This window comes from Microbacterium sp. Nx66, from assembly GCF_904066215.1.
Taxonomy (GTDB): domain Bacteria; phylum Actinomycetota; class Actinomycetes; order Actinomycetales; family Microbacteriaceae; genus Microbacterium; species Microbacterium meiriae.
In genome coordinates, this window is record NZ_LR880474.1 from 1,175,362 (window position 1) to 1,193,444 (window position 18,083).

The following is an 18,083-nucleotide window of genomic DNA, read 5'->3' on the forward strand; positions in this document are numbered from 1 at the left end:
CGATGCTCGACGCGCTCGGTCTCGGCTCCGTCGACAGCGGGACGCTGAGCCCGGTCGAGGAGCTCATGCGTCAGGCCGTCCCCGCCTCGATCTACACGGGACCGGAGGGCGCGGTCGCCGACTCCCGCATCCCGGTCGCCGCGTCGGAGACCGAGGCGCTGGCCGAGCTGCGTGCCCTCGCCGGGCGCAACACCGTGAACCGCTCGATGATCGGCCTCGGTTACTACGGCACCGTCACCCCGCAGGTCATCCAGCGCAACGTCCTCGAGAACCCGTCCTGGTACACGGCCTACACGCCGTACCAGCCCGAGATCTCGCAGGGGCGCCTGGAAGCGCTGATCAACTTCCAGACGATGGTGGCCGAGCTCACCGGCCTCACCACCGCGAACGCGTCGATGCTCGACGAGTCCACCGCGGTCGTGGAGGCGATGCTGCTCGCGCGCCGGGCATCGAAGACCGCGTCGAACGTGTTCGCAGTGGACGCGGATGCGCTGCCCCAGACGAAGGCCATGCTCGCGTCCCGCGCCGAGGCGCTCGGCATCGAGCTCGTCACGGTCGACTTCGCGGCGGGGGAGGAGCTCCCCGCCGAGCTCTTCGGCGTCTTCGTGCAGTATCCGGGGGCTTCGGGCCGCGTGTGGGATCCGTCCGCGGTGTTCGACGCCGCGCACGTCGCCGGCGCGCTCGCCGTCGCGGCCGCCGACCTGCTCGCGCTGACGCTCCTCACCGCGCCCGGCGCCCTCGGGGCCGACGTGGCCGTGGGCACGACGCAGCGCTTCGGTGTGCCGATGGGCTTCGGAGGCCCGCACGCCGGCTACATGGCCGTGCGCGCAGGCCTGGAGCGGCAGCTGCCCGGACGCCTCGTCGGCGTCTCCGTCGACGCCGAAGGCAAGCCGGCCTACCGCCTCTCGCTGCAGACCCGCGAGCAGCACATCCGCCGCGAGAAGGCGACGTCGAACATCTGCACCGCTCAGGTGCTCCTCGCCGTGATGGCGTCGATGTACGCGGTCTACCACGGCCCGGACGGGCTTCGACAGATCGCCCGCGATGTGACCGCCAAGGCGACCCTGCTGCGCGAGTGGCTCGTCGAGGCCGGCGCCGAGGTCGTCCACGAGCACTTCTTCGACACACTGACCGTGCGCGTCCCCGGCCGGGCGGCGGAGTACGCGGACCAGGCACGGGGCGGCTACGGCATCCTCCTGCGGGTCGCCGACGTCGACACGATCGGCATCGCGGTCGACGAGACGACCACGGTGGCCGAGCTGCACCAGGTCGCGCAGGTCTTCGGAGGGAAGCAGGAGCGCGCCTTCGGCTTCGGCCTCGGCGACGCGGACGCGCTGCCGGACGCCCTCCGCCGCGCGGACGAGTACCTCACGCACCCGGTGTTCCACAGCCACCGCAGCGAGACCGCCATGATGCGGTACCTGAAGAGCCTGTCCGACCGGGACTACGCGCTCGACCGCGGAATGATCCCGCTCGGCTCGTGCACCATGAAGCTCAACGCCGCCACCGAGATGGCCGCCATCACGTGGCCGGAGTTCGCGGGCATCCACCCGTTCGCCCCGGAGGCCGACGTGCGCGGCTACCTGGAGCTCATCGACCAGCTCGAGAGCTGGCTCGCCGAGATCACCGGGTACGACGCGGTGTCGCTGCAGCCGAACGCCGGATCCCAGGGGGAGCTCGCCGGCCTCCTCGCGATCCGCGGCTACCACCGCGCGAACGGCGACGACCACCGCATCGTGTGCCTCATCCCGTCCTCCGCCCACGGCACGAACGCGGCCTCCGCCGTGCTCGCGGGCATGAAGGTCGTCGTGGTGGCGAGCGATGCGCTCGGCAACGTCGACCTGGACGACCTGCGCGCGAAGATCGCCCAGCACGCCGACGACCTGGCGGCGCTGATGATCACGTACCCGTCCACGCACGGCGTGTACGAGGAGCAGGTCGTCGAGATCACCGGGGCGGTGCACGCGGCCGGCGGTCAGGTGTACGTCGACGGCGCGAACCTCAACGCGCTCCTCGGCTACGCCCGGTTCGGCGACCTGGGCGGCGACGTCTCGCACCTCAACCTGCACAAGACGTTCGCCATCCCGCACGGCGGCGGCGGCCCGGGTATCGGTCCGGTCGCGGCGAAGGCGCACCTCGCGCCGCACCTGCCGTCGCACCCGCTCGCGCAGCGCGCCGAGCACTTCGGCGGCCACACGTTCGAGGGCGCCGTGATATCCGCGGCACCGTACGGCTCCGCGGGCATCCTCCCGATCTCGTGGGCGTACGTGCGCATGATGGGGGCCGAGGGGCTCCGGCGCGCGACCGCCGCGGCGGTCCTCTCGGCGAACTACATCGCCGAGCGCCTCGGCGGCCACTTCCCGGTGCTCTACACGGGGGAGAACGGTCGGGTCGCGCACGAGTGCATCCTCGACCTGCGTCCGCTCAAGGAGGCCACCGGCATCTCCGTCGACGACGTCGCCAAGCGCCTGATCGACTACGGGTTCCACGCCCCGACCATGTCGTTCCCGGTCGCGGGCACCCTCATGGTGGAGCCCACCGAGTCGGAGGACCTCGACGAGATCGAGCGGTTCATCGAGGCCATGATCATGATCAAGGCCGAGGCGGACGCCGTCGCCGCGGGGCGCTGGCCCGCAGACGACAACCCGCTCGTGCACGCCCCGCACACCGCGGTCTCGCTCATCGCGGGAGAGTGGGCGCACGCCTACACCCGCGAGGAGGCCGCCTATCCGGTGCGCTCGCTGGTGGCGGCGAAGTACTGGCCGCCGGTCCGCCGGATCGACCAGGCGTACGGCGACCGCAACCTCGTCTGCGCCTGCCCGCCGATCGAGGCCTTCGCCTGACACGGACCCGCACGACGAACGGCGTCGCGCCCGCCTCCCGGCGGCGCGGCGCCGTTCGCGTTACGCCATGTTTCCGTCATGTGACAGATGGTCACCACTCAGTAACAGTTCGTTAGCCGAACGTCCTGGACGCGCGACCCCCGGGTTACGCTCAGGTATCCCTGCGCGCTCGATGATGAGCCGCGCAGAATTCCCACGTCCACAGGAGGACAAAAGTGAAGCGCAACAAGATCGCCCTCGCGGGCAGCGCACTGTTCGTGATCGGCGCCCTGACTCTCGCCGGCTGCGCGAGCGGCGGCGGCAACTCGGGAGACGACGGCAGCGGGGCGAAGGCCGACCCGGATGCCATCATCACCACGAACGGCTCCGAGCCCGAGAACCCGCTCATCCCGACCAACACCAACGAGGTCGGCGGCGGCAAGATCCTCGACGAGATCTTCGCCGGGCTCGTCTACTACGACGCCGAGGGCAAGCCGGTCAACGACATGGCCGAGGAGATCGTGACCGAAGACCCGCAGCACCTCACGGTGACGCTGAAGGAGGGGCAGACCTTCTCCGACGGCGAAGAGGTCACGGCCGACAACTTCATCAAGGCGTGGAACTACGGCGCCCAGGCGGAGAACGCGCACCTCTCGAACTACTTCTTCGAGGACATCGAGGGCTTCCAGAACACCGAAGAGGTGTACGGCGCGCAGGGCGACCTGACCGGCCTCGAGCAGGTGGACGACTACACCTTCAAGATCACCCTGAACAAGCCGGCCGCCGACTTCGCGCTGCGCCTCGGCTACTCGGCGTACTACCCGCTGCCTGACGCGGCGTTCGAGGACATGGACGCCTTCGGGGAGAACCCGATCGGCAACGGTCCGTACAAGCTCGACGGCGAGGGCGCCTGGCAGCACGACGTGCAGATCGACCTGGTCCGCAACGACGACTACGAGGGCGGGCGCCAGGCGAAGAACGGCGGTCTCACGATCAAGTTCTACGCGACCCAGGATGCGGCCTACGCGGACCTGCAGGGCAACAAGGTCGACGTCATCGACGTCATCCCCGCCGTCTCGCTGCCCACGTTCCAGGATGACCTCGGCGACCGCGCTGTGAACCAGCCGTCCGCCGTGTTCCAGTCGTTCACGATCGGGCAGTTCCTGCCGCACTTCTCGGGCGAAGAGGGTATCCTCCGTCGCCAGGCCATCTCGATGGCGTTCGACCGCGACCAGATCACCGACAAGATCTTCTTCGGCACCCGCACCACGGCCTCCGACTTCACGTCGCCGGTCATCGACGGCTGGTCGGACTCGATCTCGGGCAATGAGGTCCTGAAGTACGACCCGGAGAAGGCCAAGGAGCTGTGGGCCGAGGCCGACGCGATCTCCCCGTGGGAGGGCGAGTTCAAGATCGCCTACAACACCGACGGCGGCCACCAGGAGTGGGTCGAGGCCGTGACCAACGCGATCTCCAACACGCTGGGCATCGAGGCCTCGGGTGACCCGTACCCGACCTTCTCGGTCATCCGCGAGGAGATCAACAACAACAGCATCAAGACCGCCGCCCGCTCGGGTTGGCAGGCCGACTACCCCGGTCTGTACAACTTCCTCGGCCCGCTCTACGCGACCAACGCCGGTTCGAACGACGGCGACTACTCGAACCCCGAGTTCGACAAGCTGATCGCCGACGGCATCAGCAACACCGACACCGCGGCTCAGGTCGAGGAGTTCACCAAGGCGCAGGAGATCCTCTTCAACGACCTCCCCGCGATCCCGCTGTGGTACTCCAACGTGACCGGTGGCTACGCCGACACGGTGGACAACGTCACCTTCGGCTGGAACTCGGTGCCGCTGTACTACGAGATCACGAAGGCTGCCGAATAGGCCTGACGGAGCTCGCAACCGCGAGGCGGTGACGGTCTTCCGTCACCGCCTCGTCGGGTGCTTCCGTCCTGCCTGTTCGCGACCGCCCGAAAGCGACAGCGGATGCTCAGCTATATCCTCAGACGTCTTCTCCAGGTGATCCCCGTCTTCTTCGGGGCCACTCTGCTCATCTACTTCCTCGTCTTCGCGATGCCGGGAGACCCGATCCTCGCGCTGTTCGGCGACCGTACGCCCAGCGAGGCCCTCGTCAACGCGCTCCGCGAGGAGTACCACCTCAACGATCCGTTCCTGGTGCAGTACTGGTACTACATCACCGGTGTCTTCCAAGGTGATCTCGGCGTGACGTTCTCCGGCCGGCCGGTCTCCGACGTTCTCGTCGACACCCTGCCGGTCACGGGTCGTCTCGCGATCATGGCGATCGGCATCGAGTTCGCCCTCGCGATCTCCGTCGGAACCATCTCGGCGCTGCGCAAGGGGAAGCTCTTCGACACGACGGCCCTGCTCGTCGCGCTCGTGGCCCTCGCCATCCCGATCTTCGTGATGTGCTTCCTTGCGCAGTACTTCCTGGCGATCCAGTGGGGCTGGTTCAGCCCCACGGTCGGCTCCGACAACGACTGGGGCGGCCTGTGGCTCCCCGCGCTCGTCCTCGGGTTCAGCCTGTTCGCCGTCAGCATGCGCCTGATGCGCAGCTCGGTGATCGACACCCTCAACCAGGACTGGGTGCGCACGGCATACAGCAAGGGGCTCTCGCGGCGACGCGTCCTCCCCGTGCACGTGCTGCGCAACTCCCTCATCCCGGTCATCACCAACTCCGCCACGAACTTCGGTGTCCTTCTCGTCGGGGCCACCGTGACCGAGGGGATCTTCAACATCCCCGGTGTCGGCAACACGCTCTATCAGGCGGCGATCCGGGGCGAGGGACCGACCGTGGTCTCCTTCGTGACGGTGTTCGTCATCCTGTACGTGCTGGTGAACCTTGTCATCGACCTGCTCTACGGTCTGCTCGACCCGAGGATCCGCTATGTCTGACCCCACCACGCAGAAGCACTACGTCGCCCCGGTCGAGACCGAGACGATCTCCGTCGACGCCGTCCGCGTCGGCGAGAAGCCCAGCAACCTGTGGCGTGACGCCTGGCGGGACCTGCGCCGTCGTCCGCTGTTCTGGTTCGCCGTGTTCCTCGCCGCCGTGTTCGTGCTGATGTCGTTCTGGCCGACGCTGTTCACACAGGTCAATCCGCGCGTGTGCGAACTGACGTACAGCAACGAGGGACCCACCGCGGGTCATCCGCTCGGCTACAACTTCCAGGGATGCGACATCTACGCGCGTGTCGTGTGGGGTGCGCAGACCTCGCTCGCCGTCGGACTGATCGCGACCGTGATCTCCGCGGTCCTCGGCCTGATCATGGGAGCGATCGCCGGTTTCTACGGCGGCTGGCTCGATGCCCTCCTCTCCCGCGTGGGCGACATCTTCTTCGCGATCCCGTACATCCTCGCCGCGCTCGTCGTGATGACGGTGCTGTCGGACTACCGGTCGGTGTGGACGCTCGCGCTCGCCATCGGCGGGTTCTCCTGGGCCTCGACGGCTCGCGTCGTGCGTGCCGAGATCCTGCGGGTGCGTCAGGCGGACTTCGTCATGGCATCGCGCGCCCTGGGGCTGTCGCAGTTCAAGACGCTGGTGACCCACGTCGTTCCCAACGGGATCGCACCGCTGCTGGTCGTGTCGACGCTCGGCCTCGCCGCCGCCATCGTGGCCGAGGCGACGCTGTCGTTCCTGGGCGTCGGGCTCGACGGCACCGTCGTCTCCTGGGGTAAGGACATCAGCCAGGCGCAGGCGGCTCTGCGCGTCGCTCCGATGTCCCTCATCTATCCGTCGATCGCGCTCACCCTCGCGGTGCTCGCTTTCGTGAGCCTCGGCGAGCTCATCCGAGACGCCATCGACCCGAAGGCGAGGGCTCGCCGATGAGCGACCGCAACACCCCACAGATCCCATTGCTGAGCGTGCGCGACCTCACCGTCGCGTTCCGCACGCAGGACGGGATGCGCGAGGTCCTGCACGGGATCACGTTCGATGTGATGCCCGGTGAGACCGTGGCCATCGTCGGCGAGTCCGGCTCGGGCAAGTCGACCACGGCGACCGCCATCGTCGACCTGCTCCCGGGCACGGGGACGATCACGGGCGGGTCCATCACGCTGGAGGGACGCCCGCTGACCGGGCTGAGCCGGCGCGACATGGAGGCGGTGCGCGGTCGAGACATCGGCTTCGTCCCGCAGGACCCGATGTCGAGCCTGAACCCCGTGTGGAGCATCGGCTTCCAGGTGAAGGAGGCCGTCCGCGCGAACGGCGTCGCCCAGGGGCGCGCCGCCGCGAAGGCGCGGACGATCGAGGTGCTGCAGCAGGCCGGGCTGGCGGATGCCGAGCGTCGCCTGCACCAGTATCCGCACCAGTTCTCCGGCGGTATGCGCCAGCGGGCGCTGATCGGGATCGGTCTCGCGGCCGACCCGAAGCTCCTCATCGCCGACGAGCCGACCTCGGCTCTCGACGTGACGGTGCAGCGGGTCATCCTCGACCACATGGCGTCGCTCACGCGCGATAAGGGCACCTCGGTGCTGCTGATCACGCACGACCTGGGACTCGCGGCCGAACGCGCCGAGAAGATCATCGTCATGAACGGCGGCAACATCGTCGAGGCGGGCCCCAGCCGGCAGATCCTGGAGAACCCGCAGCACCCGTACACGAAGCGACTGGTCGCTGCGGCGCCCAGCGTCGCCTCGCAGCGGATCCAGGCGGTGGTGGAGGACCGGGGCATCGAGACGCTCGACGACCTGGCCGACATCCCGCCGACGGTCCGCGTGGCCGGGCTGACCAAGGACTACAAGATCCGGCAGGGCAACTTCCGCAGCGAGGCGTTCCGGGCGGTGGACGACGTGTCGTTCGAGATCCCGCGCGGAAAGACGCTGGCCCTCGTCGGCGAGTCGGGTTCGGGGAAGTCCACGGTCGCGAAGATGGTCCTCAAGCTGGAGGAGCCGACGAGCGGGACGATCGAGATCGACGGGCAGGACGTGTCCCACCTGTCGAACGCGCAGTCGTTCGGACTCCGCCGGCGCATGCAGCCGGTGTTCCAGGACCCATATGGGTCCCTGGATCCGCTGCGGAACATCGGCAACACCATCGCGGAGCCGCTGCAGATCCACGGCGTCGGCGACCGGGCCTCGCATCGCGCCCGTGTGGAGGAGCTCCTGGAGCAGGTCGCCCTGCCGCAGGCGCTGGCCACGCGCTATCCGAACGAGCTCTCCGGCGGACAGCGTCAGCGCGTCGCGATCGCGCGTGCGCTGGCGCTCAAGCCCGACATCATCGTCCTCGACGAGGCGGTGTCGGCGCTCGACGTGCTCGTGCAGGATCAGATCCTGAAGCTCCTCGCCGACCTGCAGTCCGAGCTCGACCTCACCTACCTCTTCATCACGCACGACCTCGCGGTCGTCCGGGTCTCCAGTGACCTGGTCTGCGTCATGGAGAAGGGCAAGGTGGTCGAGCAGGGGACGGTCGACGAGATCTTCGCGAACCCGCAGGAGGAGTACACGGATCGTCTGCTGCAGGCGATCCCGGGTGCGTCGATCCCGCTCGGCGGCCTCTGAGGTGGCGTCTCCCGGACACCCCGAGGGCGCACGGACCTTCCGTGCGCCCTCGGGCACCGTCGTCTTCGTGCTCAGCATCCTGCTCGTGCTGTTCCTGCTGGGCGACACCGTCGTCAATGGCAGCATCGTGCAGGCGCTGCTCGTGGCGCCCTGGCTGCTGCTCGGCCTGTGGATCGTGTACGAGACGGCCTTCGTCTCCTTCGTCCGCGTGGATCAGGAGGGGGCCGTGGTGCAGAACCTGCTGCGTCGCACGACCTTCGGCTGGGCGCACGTGCAGGACATCGACATGCGGTGGCAGCTCGAGTTCACGCTGGACGACGGCCGTACCCTGAGCTGCTGGGGCGGACCGGCCAAGGCGCGTCCGCCTCGTCGCTCCCGCGAGGAGGACGCCGAGCCGGAGGTGCCGTCCGCGCTCCGGGTGCTCACGGGCATCCGCGATCTGTGGACCGCGGCTCCCTCGACGGCGGACGCGCCGATCCGACGCAGCTGGGACGGCCCGGCCCTCATCGCCCTCGCGGTGATCGTGCTGTGGGCCGTCGCGGCGCTCGTCGTCGTCAACCTCGGCTGAGCGGGCCTCAGCCGGGAAGACCGAACAGGGCGGGCCAGGTGGCCGCGGCCCAGGGGTAGCCGACGAAGGCCGCCGCGTCGATGAGGAAGTGCGCCACCAGGAACGGCAGCAGCCGACCGGTGCGGTGGTAGAGCCATCCGAAGAGCAGCCCCATCGCGAGGTTGCCGATGAAGGCGCCGGGCCCCTGATAGAGGTGGTACGTCGCGCGGAGCACCGAGGTCGAGACGATGATCGTCCATGGCGACCACCCCAGCTGCCGCAGGCGGGCGAACAGGTACCCGAGCACGACGAACTCCTCCTGCAGCGACGCGCGCGCGGCGGCGAGCAGCAGGATCGGCACGGTCCACCAATGGGCGTCGAGGCCCGCCGGGTTCACGGCGACGAAGAGTCCGAGGGCCCGGCCGCCGAAGTAGAGCGCCAGTCCCGGCGCGCCGATCGCGAGGACGAGGAGCGCGCCGCGGCCGATGTCGGCCGCCACCCGTGTGCCGTCGAGTCCCAGCCGCTCCAGGTGGGGGCGGCGGCGCTGCCACAACAGGAAGCAGACGAGGAGCACAGGCACCAGCCCGAAGCCGATCGACAGCACCTGATAGATGAGGTCGAAGACCTCCCGGTCGCTGCGGGAGGGGTTGAGGGTGGCCGTCTGATCCGCGAGGGGCGTGTCGTCCGTGAGTCGATAGGCGAGCTGCACGATCGCGTAGATCGCGGACTGACCGAGACCCAGGGCCAGCACGATGGCGATCTCCCACCACAGCCGCCCTGAGCCTTCGCGCGGCTCGTGGCTCCGCCTCGGCGCGGTCGAGGACGTCTGCGGGACCGGGGGAGTCGGGTCGGGGAGGGTCACGGGACGATGGTACGACGTGCGTTCAGGAACCCGATCCGCGCGTACGTTATCCTGGAACGTCGGCTTCCCGGCGCAACCCCACACTCTTTGAGGACCCTTGTATGGCGCACGCCCTCCGCTCTGACCTCCGCAACGTCGCAATCGTCGCCCACGTCGACCACGGCAAGACCACGCTCGTCGACGCGATGCTCCGCCAGACGGGCTCCTTCGGCGACCACTCGCACGTGGAGGAGCGCGCGATGGACTCCAACGACCTGGAGCGCGAGAAGGGCATCACGATCCTCGCCAAGAACACGGCGATCACCTACAAGGGCAAGCACGCCGACGGCAAGGAGATCACGATCAACGTGATCGACACCCCCGGCCACGCCGACTTCGGTGGTGAGGTCGAGCGCGGCCTGTCGATGGTCGACGGCGTCGTGCTCCTCGTCGACGCGAGCGAGGGCCCGCTGCCGCAGACCCGCTTCGTGCTGCGCAAGGCGCTCGAGGCCAAGCTCCCCGTCATCCTCCTGGTCAACAAGACCGACCGTCCGGACGCCCGGATCGCCGAGGTCGAGGAGGAGGCGCACGACCTGCTGCTGGGCCTCGCCTCCGACCTGGTCGACGACGTGCCGGACCTCGACGTCGACGCGCTGCTCGACGTGCCGGTGGTCTACGCCTCCGGTCGCGCCGGCGCTGCATCGCGGAACCGTCCCGCCGATGGAGCGCTGCCCGACAACGACGACCTCGAGCCCCTGTTCGAAGCGATCCTCGAGCACGTCCCCGCTCCGGCGTACGACGACGAGGCTCCGCTGCAGGCCTGGGTCACGAACCTCGACTCCAGCCCGTTCCTCGGCCGCCTCGCCCTGCTGCGCGTCTTCAACGGCACGCTCAAGAAGGGCCAGACGGTGGCCTGGGTGCGTGCCGACGGCACCACGAGCAACGCGCGCGTCACCGAGCTGCTCAAGACCCGCGCTCTCGAGCGCTACCCGGCCGAGTCGGCCGGCCCCGGCGACATCGTCGCGATCGCCGGTTTCGAGAACATCACCATCGGCGAGACCATCGCCGACCCGGAGGACGTCCGCCCGCTTCCCGCGATCACGGTCGACGACCCCGCCATCTCGATGACGATCGGCACCAACACCTCGCCCCTCATGGGCAAGGTCAAGGGGCACAAGCTCACGGCGCGCATGGTCAAGGACCGTCTCGACAAGGAGCTCATCGGAAACGTCTCGCTCAAGGTCGTCGACATCGGGCGCCCGGATGCGTGGGAGGTGCAGGGCCGCGGCGAGCTGGCCCTCGCCATCCTCGTCGAGAACATGCGTCGTGAGGGCTTCGAGCTCACCGTGGGCAAGCCGCAGGTGGTCACCAAGAAGATCGACGGCAAGACCTATGAGCCGTTCGAGCACCTGACCATCGACACGCCGGAGGAGCACCTCGGCGCGATCACGCAGCTCCTCGCGAACCGCAAGGGCCGCATGGAGAACATGACCAACCACGGCACCGGCTGGGTGCGCATGGAGTTCATCGTCCCGTCGCGCGGTCTGATCGGCTTCCGCAGCGAGTTCCTCACCACGACCCGCGGCACCGGCATCGCGAACGCGATCTCGCACGGCTACGAGCCGTGGGCCGGTTCCATCACGACGCGCCAGAACGGCTCGATCGTCGCCGACCGCCAGGGTGTCGTCACCCCGTTCGCGATGATCGCCCTGCAGGAGCGCATGTCGTTCTTCGTGCAGCCCACGCAGGAGGTCTACGAGGGCATGGTCATCGGCGAGAACTCCCGCGCCGACGACATGGACGTGAACATCACCAAGGAGAAGAAGCTCACCAACATGCGTGCGGCCAGCTCCGACACGTTCGAGTCGATGACGCCCCCGCGCGTGCTGACCCTCGAGGAGAGCCTCGAGTTCGCCCGTGACGACGAATGCGTCGAGGTCACGCCCGAGGTCGTCCGCATCCGCAAGGTGATCCTCGACCAGACCGTCCGTGGTCGCGAGGCCTCGCGCCTCAAGCGTCAGGACGCGAACGCCTGATCGTCTCGCACTCCTCTCGAGAGGGCCCCACGCCGCCATCTGGCCGCGTGGGGCCCTCTCTCATGAAAATCCCAGGTGAGGGCTAGTTTTCGTTCAGGTTGATGGCGCAGACTCGTTCACTTGCGCCCGGGGCGAGCTCCCGATGAGTCCCCTGAAAGGGCGTACGACGACCCGAAAGTCACAGCCTTGCTTCAGAAGACCCGTGCGCTCCGGCGCGCCTCCGACGCGGCAGCCGCCCGCGCCACTGTCACCCGTACACCCCTGATCGCCCTCGGTGCCGCCACGGCCGCGCTCGTCGGCATCACCCTCAGCGTCGGCCTCGCCTCCGCCCCGGCAGCCGGGGCCGAGCGCTCCGACACCGCCTCTGCCGTTACGAGCCAGAACCTGGGCTCCGAGCCGCTCACCCGCATCGCCGACCAGGCCGTCATGACGGTCTCGGACGGAACCGACGCGGTCGTCGCGGCGAAGAGCCTGACCGCGGAGGTCGCCGAGTCGGGCCTCGACGTGAGCGCCGCGGCGCCCGTCGACACCACCGCGCTCGAAGACGACCTGGAGACCCTCGCCGACCGATCCACGCTCCCGCTGGTCCTGATCACCGTGACGGCCGAGCAGGCCGAGGCGGAGACCGAGAAGGTCGTGACCGCCACGGCTGACCTCCAGAAGGCCTTCACCGCCGCGCAGGAGAAGAAGGCGGCCGACGACGCCGCCCGCGCGGCCGAGGAGAAGGCGGCGGCTGCGGCGGCTGCACTCGCCTCCGCGAACACACCGGACGGCGCTCGGGCCACGGCGCAGCAGATGATGGCGGACCGCTACGGCTGGGGTGGCGACCAGTTCTCCTGCCTGAACTCGCTGTGGAACAAGGAGTCCGGCTGGAACTACCAGGCGTACAACAACGACGGGGGAGCGACCGGCATCCCGCAGGCGCTGCCCGGCAGCAAGATGGCCACGGCGGGCGCCGACTGGCAGACGAACGCCGCCACCCAGATCGCCTGGGGCCTGAAGTACATCGCCGACGCCTACGGCACCCCGTGCAGCGCCTGGGGACACTCCCAGGCCATGAACTGGTACTGAGCCGCAGAGCCGGCTCCTCGCGGAGGATCTGCCCCTAGCCGTCACCCGACACGGGCGCTACCGTGTCAGGGAGACGGCTGGGGGCGTCGCGATTCCGAGGAGGAGTGGTGCTCGATCCCACCGTCTGGCTCGATGTCCCTCAGGAGGTCTCCACGGGCACGCTGCCCGGGTGGGAGCGGGTGGACGAGCTCGTCCGCGAGGCCCACGCCCGGTACGCGGACGAGGTGTCCGGCCAGGTGGCGGACTACATCCCCGTGCTCGCCGCGGTCGATCCGGAGCTCTTCGGGCTCGCGGTGATCGAGGTGGGCGGCGGCATCCACGACGCCGGAGACGCCCTGCACCCGTTCTCCATCCAGTCGATCTCGAAGATGTTCGTCTATGCGCTGGCCATCCAGGAGCACGGCCACGAGCGGGTCCGCGAGATCGTGGGTGTGAACAACACCGGGCTCGCCTTCAACTCGGTCGTGGCGCTGGAGCTCAACGACGGGCATCCGCGCAACCCCATGGTCAACGCCGGGGCGATCGCCACCACGGCGCTCATGCCGGGCGCCACGGCGGTGGAGCAGTGGGAGCGTGTCCGCGAGGGGCTGTCCGCCTTCGCCGGACGGCCCCTGAGCCTGGACGGCGAGGTCTACGCGTCCGAGGCGGGGTCGAACGAGCGCAACCGGGCCCTGGGCTGGTTGCTGCGCAGCTACGGCCGGCTCGCCGGCGACCCCGATGAGATCGTCGACGTCTACACCCGGCAGTGCGCGCTGGCGGTCACCGCGCACGACCTCGCCGTCATGGGGGCCACGCTCGCCGACGGCGGAGTGAACCCGGTGACGGGGGAGCGGGTGGTCTCCGCGGACGTCTGCCGTGACACGCTGGCCGTCGTCGCGGCGAGCGGGCTGTACGAGCGGTCGGGCGACTGGCTGTTCGAGATCGGTCTGCCCGCCAAGTCGGGTGTCGCCGGCGGCCTCGTCGCGGTCTCTCCTGGCAAGGGCGCCGTCGCCGGGTTCTCACCCCGCCTGGACGAGGCGGGCAACTCGATCCGGTCGCAGATGGCGATCGGACACCTGTCGCGGTCGCTCGGGCTGAACCTCTTCGCCTCCGCGCCCGCCCGTGAGCATGCCGGCGGGGCGGGCGCCTCGTCGTCGTCGGAAGGAGAGCGCTCATGACCCGCACGGCTCCCGCACCCGTGAAGACGTCCTGGCTGCCGATGGTCAGCCTGTTCCTCGCGCAGGTGCTCATGTCCTTCAACGTCGCGGCGCTGCCGATCTCGCTCGGCGGCATGGTGGCCGACTTCGGCGTACCGCCGACCATCGCGAGCACGACGATCGTGATGTACGGCCTCGCCGTCGCCGCGCTCGTGATGACCGGTGCCAAACTCGGGCAGCGCGTCGGCTGGGTGCTGATCTTCCGCGTCGTCGTCGCGCTCTTCGCCGGGTCCGCCGTGATGATGCTCCTCGCCCCGACCGTCTGGTGGGCCATCGCCGGGCAGGCTGTCGCGGGTGCGGCCGCCGCGATCATCGTCCCCTCGATCGTGGCCCTGATCGCCGAGAACTACCGGGGACCGCAGCAGGCCACCGCGATCGGAGCGATCGGCTCGGCACGCGCGATCTCCGGCGTCAGCGCCTTCCTCATCGGAGGGACGCTCGGCACCCTCGTCGGGTGGCGTCCGCTGTTCGTCATCGTGCTGGCGATCGCCGTGGCGGTCTTCGCCCTGAGCTTCACGCTGCGCGGCGACCGCGGGGACGCGGCGATCCGCATCGATCTCGTCGCCGCCCTCCTCATCGGCGCGGCGATCGTGCTGCTCACCCTCGGGTTCAACAACCTGAACAGCTGGGGAGCACTCGCGGCGGCGCCGTCCGCGCCGTTCTCCGTCCTCGGACTCTCGCCCGCCCCGATCTTCATCGTCCTGGGCATCATCCTGGGCCAGGGGTTCTTCCTGTGGACCCGGCGGCGGATGGCCGAGGGGAAGGTGCCGCTGATCGACCTGACCGTGCTGGGCTCGTCGCGAGAGCGCGCCGCGGTGTACGCCATGTTCATCGTCGTCGCCCTCGAGGCCTGCGTGAACTTCACGGTGCCGCTGTACATCCAGATCGTCCAGGGACGCACGCCGTTCGATACGGCCCTGGCGATGATGCCGTTCAACCTCACGGTGTTCATCACGGCGACGCTCGTCGTGCGCTTCTACAGGCGATACCCGCCGCGGACGATCGGCGTGTTCGGGTTCATCCTCACCACGGCGGCGCTCGTCTGGCTGTCGGTCGTGGTGACGAACAACTGGGAGACGGTGCCGACCATCGCCGGGCTCGTCGTGTTCGGCATCGGCCAGGGCGCCCTCGTCACCCTGGTGTTCAACGTACTGGTGACGGCGGCGCCGCCCGAGCTCGCCGGCGACGTCGGGTCGCTGCGCGGCACCACGCAGAACCTGGCCTCCGCCGTGGGGACCGCGCTCGCCGGGGCGCTGCTGGTGTCCCTGCTCGCGCTCAACGTCGGCCGCGCGGTCGTGGAACATCCCGAGCTGCCGCCGTCGCTGGTGTCGCAGGTCGATCTGAACGAGGTGAACTTCATCAGCAACGACGAGCTGCGTGCGGTGCTGGAGATCACGGACGCGACGCCGGAACAGGTCGACGCCGCGGTCGCCGTGAACGAGGAGTCGCGGCTGCGCACGCTCAAGCTCGGCCTTCTGATCCTCGCCGCGGTGAGCGCGCTCGCGATCCTGCCCGCGTCGCGCCTGCCGCAGTACCGACCGCACGAGATCCCCGACCCGTCGCCGACGGGGCCGGGGGAGTGAACCTCAGCGCAGCTCGGAGATGAGGACGGCGCTCGTGCCGGGCTCGACCGCCTCGAAGACGTGCGCGACGTCGCCGGCATAGGTCAGGTAGTCGCCGGGGTTCAGCACCACGGCATCGTCGGGGGGACCGACCCGTGCCTGCCCGGCGATGAGGATCACGTGCTCGACCGTGCCCGCGTGGTGGGGGTCGGACCGGCGGGGGTCGCCGGGCTCCGCCTGGATCAGGTAGACGTCCCTCCGGGCACCCGGAGGGCTCGCGGAGAGCAGGGTGGCGCTGTAGGCCGCGGCGGAGGACGGCACGCCCGCGAGGTCGTCGGCGCGGATGAGGGTCGGGGCGTTGGCCTGCTGGTCGACGAGCACCGCGAAGGGCACGCCGAGCGCGACGCCCAGCGCCCACAGCGTCTCCACGCTCGGATTGCCGGCACCGCTCTCGAGCTGCGAGACCGTGGCCTTCGAGATCCCGGCCCGTCGGGCGAGTTCGGAGACGGACAGGTTCGCGGCCTCGCGCTCGCGGCGGAGCGTGCGGGCGATGCGGGTGCGGAGATCCTCCATGCGTTCATCATGGCAAACGATCGTTCGCTTGACTATACGGATCGCCATGTTCAGAATGATGATCGTGTGTTCAGTGAAGCGAACGTCGCGGTGGAGTGGGACCCGGTGACCGCTGAGCGTGAGGTGTGGCGCGAGGCGCTCGGCGTCGTGCTCGCCACGAGCGCCTACGGCATCTCCTTCGGCGCGCTCGCCGTCGCCGCGGGACTCGACGTCTGGCAGACGTGCGTGCTCAGCCTCCTGATGTTCACCGGGGGATCGCAGTTCGCGTTCGTGGGGGTGTTCGCCGCCGGTGGCCTGGCCGCCCTGCCTTCGGCGATCGCATCGGCGGCACTCCTCGGCGTGCGCAACGTCGCCTACGGGATGCGCATGTCGCCGCTCATCGGGGGCGGACCGGCACGGCGAGCGGCCGCCGCGCACTTCACCATCGACGAGTCCACCGCCGTGGCGATCGCGCAGGACGATCAGCGCCTGCGCCGGGTGGGCTTCTGGGTCACGGGGGTCGGCATCTTCCTCGGCTGGAACCTCACCACCCTCGTCGGCGCGCTGGTCGGCGACGTGCTCGGCGACCCGAAGGCCTGGGGGCTGGACGCCGCGGCGGCTGCGGCCTTCCTCGCCCTGCTGTGGCCGCGTCTGCGTGAGCGGCAGGCCGTCGCCGTCGGGATCGCGGCCGCCGTGATCGCGGCAGCCCTCACGCCGTTCCTCATGCCGGGGCTCCCGGTGCTCGTCGCCGCTGTCGTCGCGATCGTCGTCGGGTGGTTGAACTGGCTGGGGACACCGCGTCCCGCGAGCGTCGGCGAAGGGGAGGGGGGCGCATGAGCCTCTGGAGCGCCATCCTCCTCGCCGCCCTGATCTGCCTCGCGCTGAAGGCCGTGGGCTATCTCGTGCCGCCGAAGGTGCTCGAGGCGCCGCGCCCCGCCCGCATCTCCGACCTCCTCACCGTCGCGCTGCTCGCCGCCCTCGTCGCGGTGCAGTCCCTCGGTGACGGGCAGGCGATCACCGTGGACGCGCGCGTGCCCGCCCTGCTCGTCGCGGCGGGACTCCTCTGGCTGCGGCAGTCGTTCCTCGTGGTGGTGGCGTCCGCCGCCCTCGTCGCCGCGCTGCTGCGGCTGTCCGGTCTCGCCGCCTGAGCCGTCGTCTCGCCGGGCACCGCCCGGGTAGGATCGGGGGGTGCGCGGGAAGTGGTTGTCGAGGGTGCTGTCCTGGGTGGCCGCTGCCCTGGTGGGCGGGGTCTACGGCGTCGCGGGAACCATCGCGCACAGCGTCATGTGGGGGCCGATCCCGATCGGCCTGATCGTCGCCGCTGTCGCATGTGCCGCGATCCTCATCGCCGTGCGGGCGCTCACCCACGACCGGGGGGCCGCGGTCGCCGCCGGTCTCGGGATGCTGGCCATGATCGTGCTCATCTCGGGCGTCGGTCCCGGTGGCTCCGTCGTCGTGCAGGACACCCTCGCCGGGCGCATCTGGACCTATCTCGCCGCCGGCATCGTGCTGCTCGTCATCGCGTGGCCGTCGTTCTCCCGGCAGCCGGTCCGCCCCGCCACGCCCTCCGCGGAGGAACCCGAGGTCCACGGGTCGTAGACTGAGGGGGTGACGTATGTGATCGCCCTCCCGTGCGTCGATGTCAAGGATCGCGCCTGCATCGACGAGTGCCCCGTTGACTGCATCTACGAGGGCGAACGGTCGCTCTACATCCACCCGGACGAGTGCGTGGATTGCGGGGCGTGCGAGCCGGTGTGCCCCGTCGAGGCGATCTACTACGAGGACGACCTCCCCGACGAGTGGCAGGACTACTACAAGGCCAACGTCGAGTTCTTCGACGAGATCGGCTCGCCCGGCGGCGCCGCCAAGGTCGGCGTCTACCCGTTCGACCACCCGATCATCGCCGCGCTCCCGCCGCAGGGCGAGTAGGCACGCTC

The 18,083-nt window shown here is 69.6% G+C and carries 16 protein-coding genes; 14 read left to right on the plus strand and 2 right to left on the minus strand.

Going from position 1 to position 18,083, the window contains the following annotated elements; all coding sequences use genetic code 11:
- The first annotated feature begins 2 nt into the window (after positions 1–2).
- The 6 genes from gcvP (at position 3) to MICNX66_RS05560 (ending at position 8,909) form a co-directional block, all read left to right on the plus strand.
- Complete coding sequence (gcvP, locus tag MICNX66_RS05535) at positions 3–2,843, plus strand: aminomethyl-transferring glycine dehydrogenase (RefSeq protein ID WP_232089230.1); 2,841 nt, start codon at positions 3–5, stop codon at positions 2,841–2,843.
- 215 nt (positions 2,844–3,058) lie between these two features.
- Complete coding sequence (locus tag MICNX66_RS05540) at positions 3,059–4,708, plus strand: peptide ABC transporter substrate-binding protein (RefSeq protein ID WP_187663639.1); 1,650 nt, start codon at positions 3,059–3,061, stop codon at positions 4,706–4,708.
- Between the two features lie 102 nt (positions 4,709–4,810).
- Positions 4,811–5,737: an ABC transporter permease gene (locus tag MICNX66_RS05545; RefSeq protein WP_187663640.1), complete on the plus strand. Its 927-nt coding sequence runs from the start codon at positions 4,811–4,813 to the stop codon at positions 5,735–5,737.
- Entirely contained in the window at positions 5,730–6,671 is a 942-nt protein-coding gene (locus MICNX66_RS05550; RefSeq protein WP_187663641.1) for an ABC transporter permease, read from the plus strand. The genes MICNX66_RS05545 and MICNX66_RS05550 overlap by 8 nt, the downstream gene beginning before the upstream one ends.
- Positions 6,668–8,341, plus strand: a complete 1,674-nt coding sequence (locus MICNX66_RS05555; protein WP_187663642.1) for a dipeptide ABC transporter ATP-binding protein — start codon at positions 6,668–6,670, stop codon at positions 8,339–8,341. The genes MICNX66_RS05550 and MICNX66_RS05555 overlap by 4 nt, the downstream gene beginning before the upstream one ends.
- A 1-nt stretch (position 8,342) precedes the next feature.
- The gene (locus tag MICNX66_RS05560; RefSeq protein ID WP_187663643.1) at positions 8,343–8,909 is read left to right on the plus strand and encodes a PH domain-containing protein; all 567 of its coding nucleotides are present in this window, start codon (positions 8,343–8,345) and stop codon (positions 8,907–8,909) included.
- A 7-nt stretch (positions 8,910–8,916) separates the two neighbouring features.
- Here the strand turns inward: MICNX66_RS05560 and MICNX66_RS05565 are convergent, their stop codons facing one another.
- Positions 8,917–9,750 (minus strand): CPBP family intramembrane glutamic endopeptidase, encoded by an 834-nt coding sequence (locus tag MICNX66_RS05565; RefSeq protein ID WP_187663644.1) that lies wholly within the window; start codon positions 9,748–9,750, stop codon positions 8,917–8,919.
- Between the two features lie 101 nt (positions 9,751–9,851).
- On the opposite strand from MICNX66_RS05565, the gene typA reads away from it, so the two are divergent.
- From typA to MICNX66_RS05585, 4 genes are all read left to right on the plus strand, one after another.
- Entirely contained in the window at positions 9,852–11,765 is a 1,914-nt protein-coding gene (gene typA, locus MICNX66_RS05570; RefSeq protein ID WP_187663645.1) for a translational GTPase TypA, read from the plus strand.
- A gap of 186 nt (positions 11,766–11,951) precedes the next feature.
- Positions 11,952–12,836 carry a phospholipase gene (locus MICNX66_RS05575; protein ID WP_187663646.1) on the plus strand — a complete coding sequence of 295 codons (885 nt, stop codon included), beginning with the start codon at positions 11,952–11,954 and terminating at the stop codon, positions 12,834–12,836.
- A gap of 107 nt (positions 12,837–12,943) precedes the next feature.
- On the plus strand, positions 12,944–13,993 hold the full coding sequence (glsA, locus tag MICNX66_RS05580; RefSeq protein ID WP_187663647.1) for a glutaminase A: 1,050 nt from the start codon (positions 12,944–12,946) through the stop codon (positions 13,991–13,993).
- The gene (locus MICNX66_RS05585) at positions 13,990–15,615 is read left to right on the plus strand and encodes an MFS transporter (RefSeq protein WP_187663648.1); all 1,626 of its coding nucleotides are present in this window, start codon (positions 13,990–13,992) and stop codon (positions 15,613–15,615) included. Before glsA ends, MICNX66_RS05585 begins: the two co-directional genes overlap by 4 nt.
- Positions 15,616–15,618: 3 nt before the next feature.
- Here MICNX66_RS05585 and MICNX66_RS05590 read toward each other — a convergent pair whose 3' ends face one another.
- Positions 15,619–16,167 (minus strand): helix-turn-helix domain-containing protein, encoded by a 549-nt coding sequence (locus MICNX66_RS05590; protein WP_187663649.1) that lies wholly within the window; start codon positions 16,165–16,167, stop codon positions 15,619–15,621.
- Between the two features lie 105 nt (positions 16,168–16,272).
- Between MICNX66_RS05590 and MICNX66_RS05595 the strand changes: the two genes are divergently transcribed.
- The 4 genes from MICNX66_RS05595 to fdxA are packed head-to-tail and all read left to right on the plus strand — an operon-like array spanning position 16,273 to position 18,075.
- Positions 16,273–16,983, plus strand: coding sequence for an AzlC family ABC transporter permease (locus tag MICNX66_RS05595; RefSeq protein WP_187664119.1), 711 nt, complete (start codon positions 16,273–16,275; stop codon positions 16,981–16,983).
- The gene (locus MICNX66_RS05600; RefSeq protein WP_187663650.1) at positions 16,980–17,294 is read left to right on the plus strand and encodes an AzlD domain-containing protein; all 315 of its coding nucleotides are present in this window, start codon (positions 16,980–16,982) and stop codon (positions 17,292–17,294) included. Before MICNX66_RS05595 ends, MICNX66_RS05600 begins: the two co-directional genes overlap by 4 nt.
- Positions 17,295–17,334: 40 nt before the next feature.
- Positions 17,335–17,745, plus strand: a complete 411-nt coding sequence (locus tag MICNX66_RS05605; RefSeq protein WP_232089204.1) for a histidinol dehydrogenase — start codon at positions 17,335–17,337, stop codon at positions 17,743–17,745.
- A 9-nt stretch (positions 17,746–17,754) separates the two neighbouring features.
- Positions 17,755–18,075, plus strand: a complete 321-nt coding sequence (fdxA, locus tag MICNX66_RS05610) for a ferredoxin (protein WP_017203330.1) — start codon at positions 17,755–17,757, stop codon at positions 18,073–18,075.
- The last annotated feature ends 8 nt before the right edge of the window (positions 18,076–18,083 follow it).

What these genes read in the sequence shown, in the direction of transcription:
- gcvP (WP_232089230.1), top strand. Translation starts at nt 3, where the DNA reads ATGCTCGACGCGCTCGGTCTCGGCTCCGTCGACAGCGGGACGCTGAGC.
- MICNX66_RS05545 (WP_187663640.1), top strand. Translation starts at nt 4,811, where the DNA reads ATGCTCAGCTATATCCTCAGACGTCTTCTCCAGGTGATCCCCGTCTTC.
- MICNX66_RS05550 (WP_187663641.1), top strand. Translation starts at nt 5,730, where the DNA reads ATGTCTGACCCCACCACGCAGAAGCACTACGTCGCCCCGGTCGAGACC.
- MICNX66_RS05555 (WP_187663642.1), top strand. Translation starts at nt 6,668, where the DNA reads ATGAGCGACCGCAACACCCCACAGATCCCATTGCTGAGCGTGCGCGAC.
- typA (WP_187663645.1), top strand. Translation starts at nt 9,852, where the DNA reads ATGGCGCACGCCCTCCGCTCTGACCTCCGCAACGTCGCAATCGTCGCC.
- MICNX66_RS05585 (WP_187663648.1), top strand. Translation starts at nt 13,990, where the DNA reads ATGACCCGCACGGCTCCCGCACCCGTGAAGACGTCCTGGCTGCCGATG.
- MICNX66_RS05590 (WP_187663649.1), bottom strand. Translation starts at nt 16,167, where the DNA reads ATGGAGGATCTCCGCACCCGCATCGCCCGCACGCTCCGCCGCGAGCGC.
- MICNX66_RS05600 (WP_187663650.1), top strand. Translation starts at nt 16,980, where the DNA reads ATGAGCCTCTGGAGCGCCATCCTCCTCGCCGCCCTGATCTGCCTCGCG.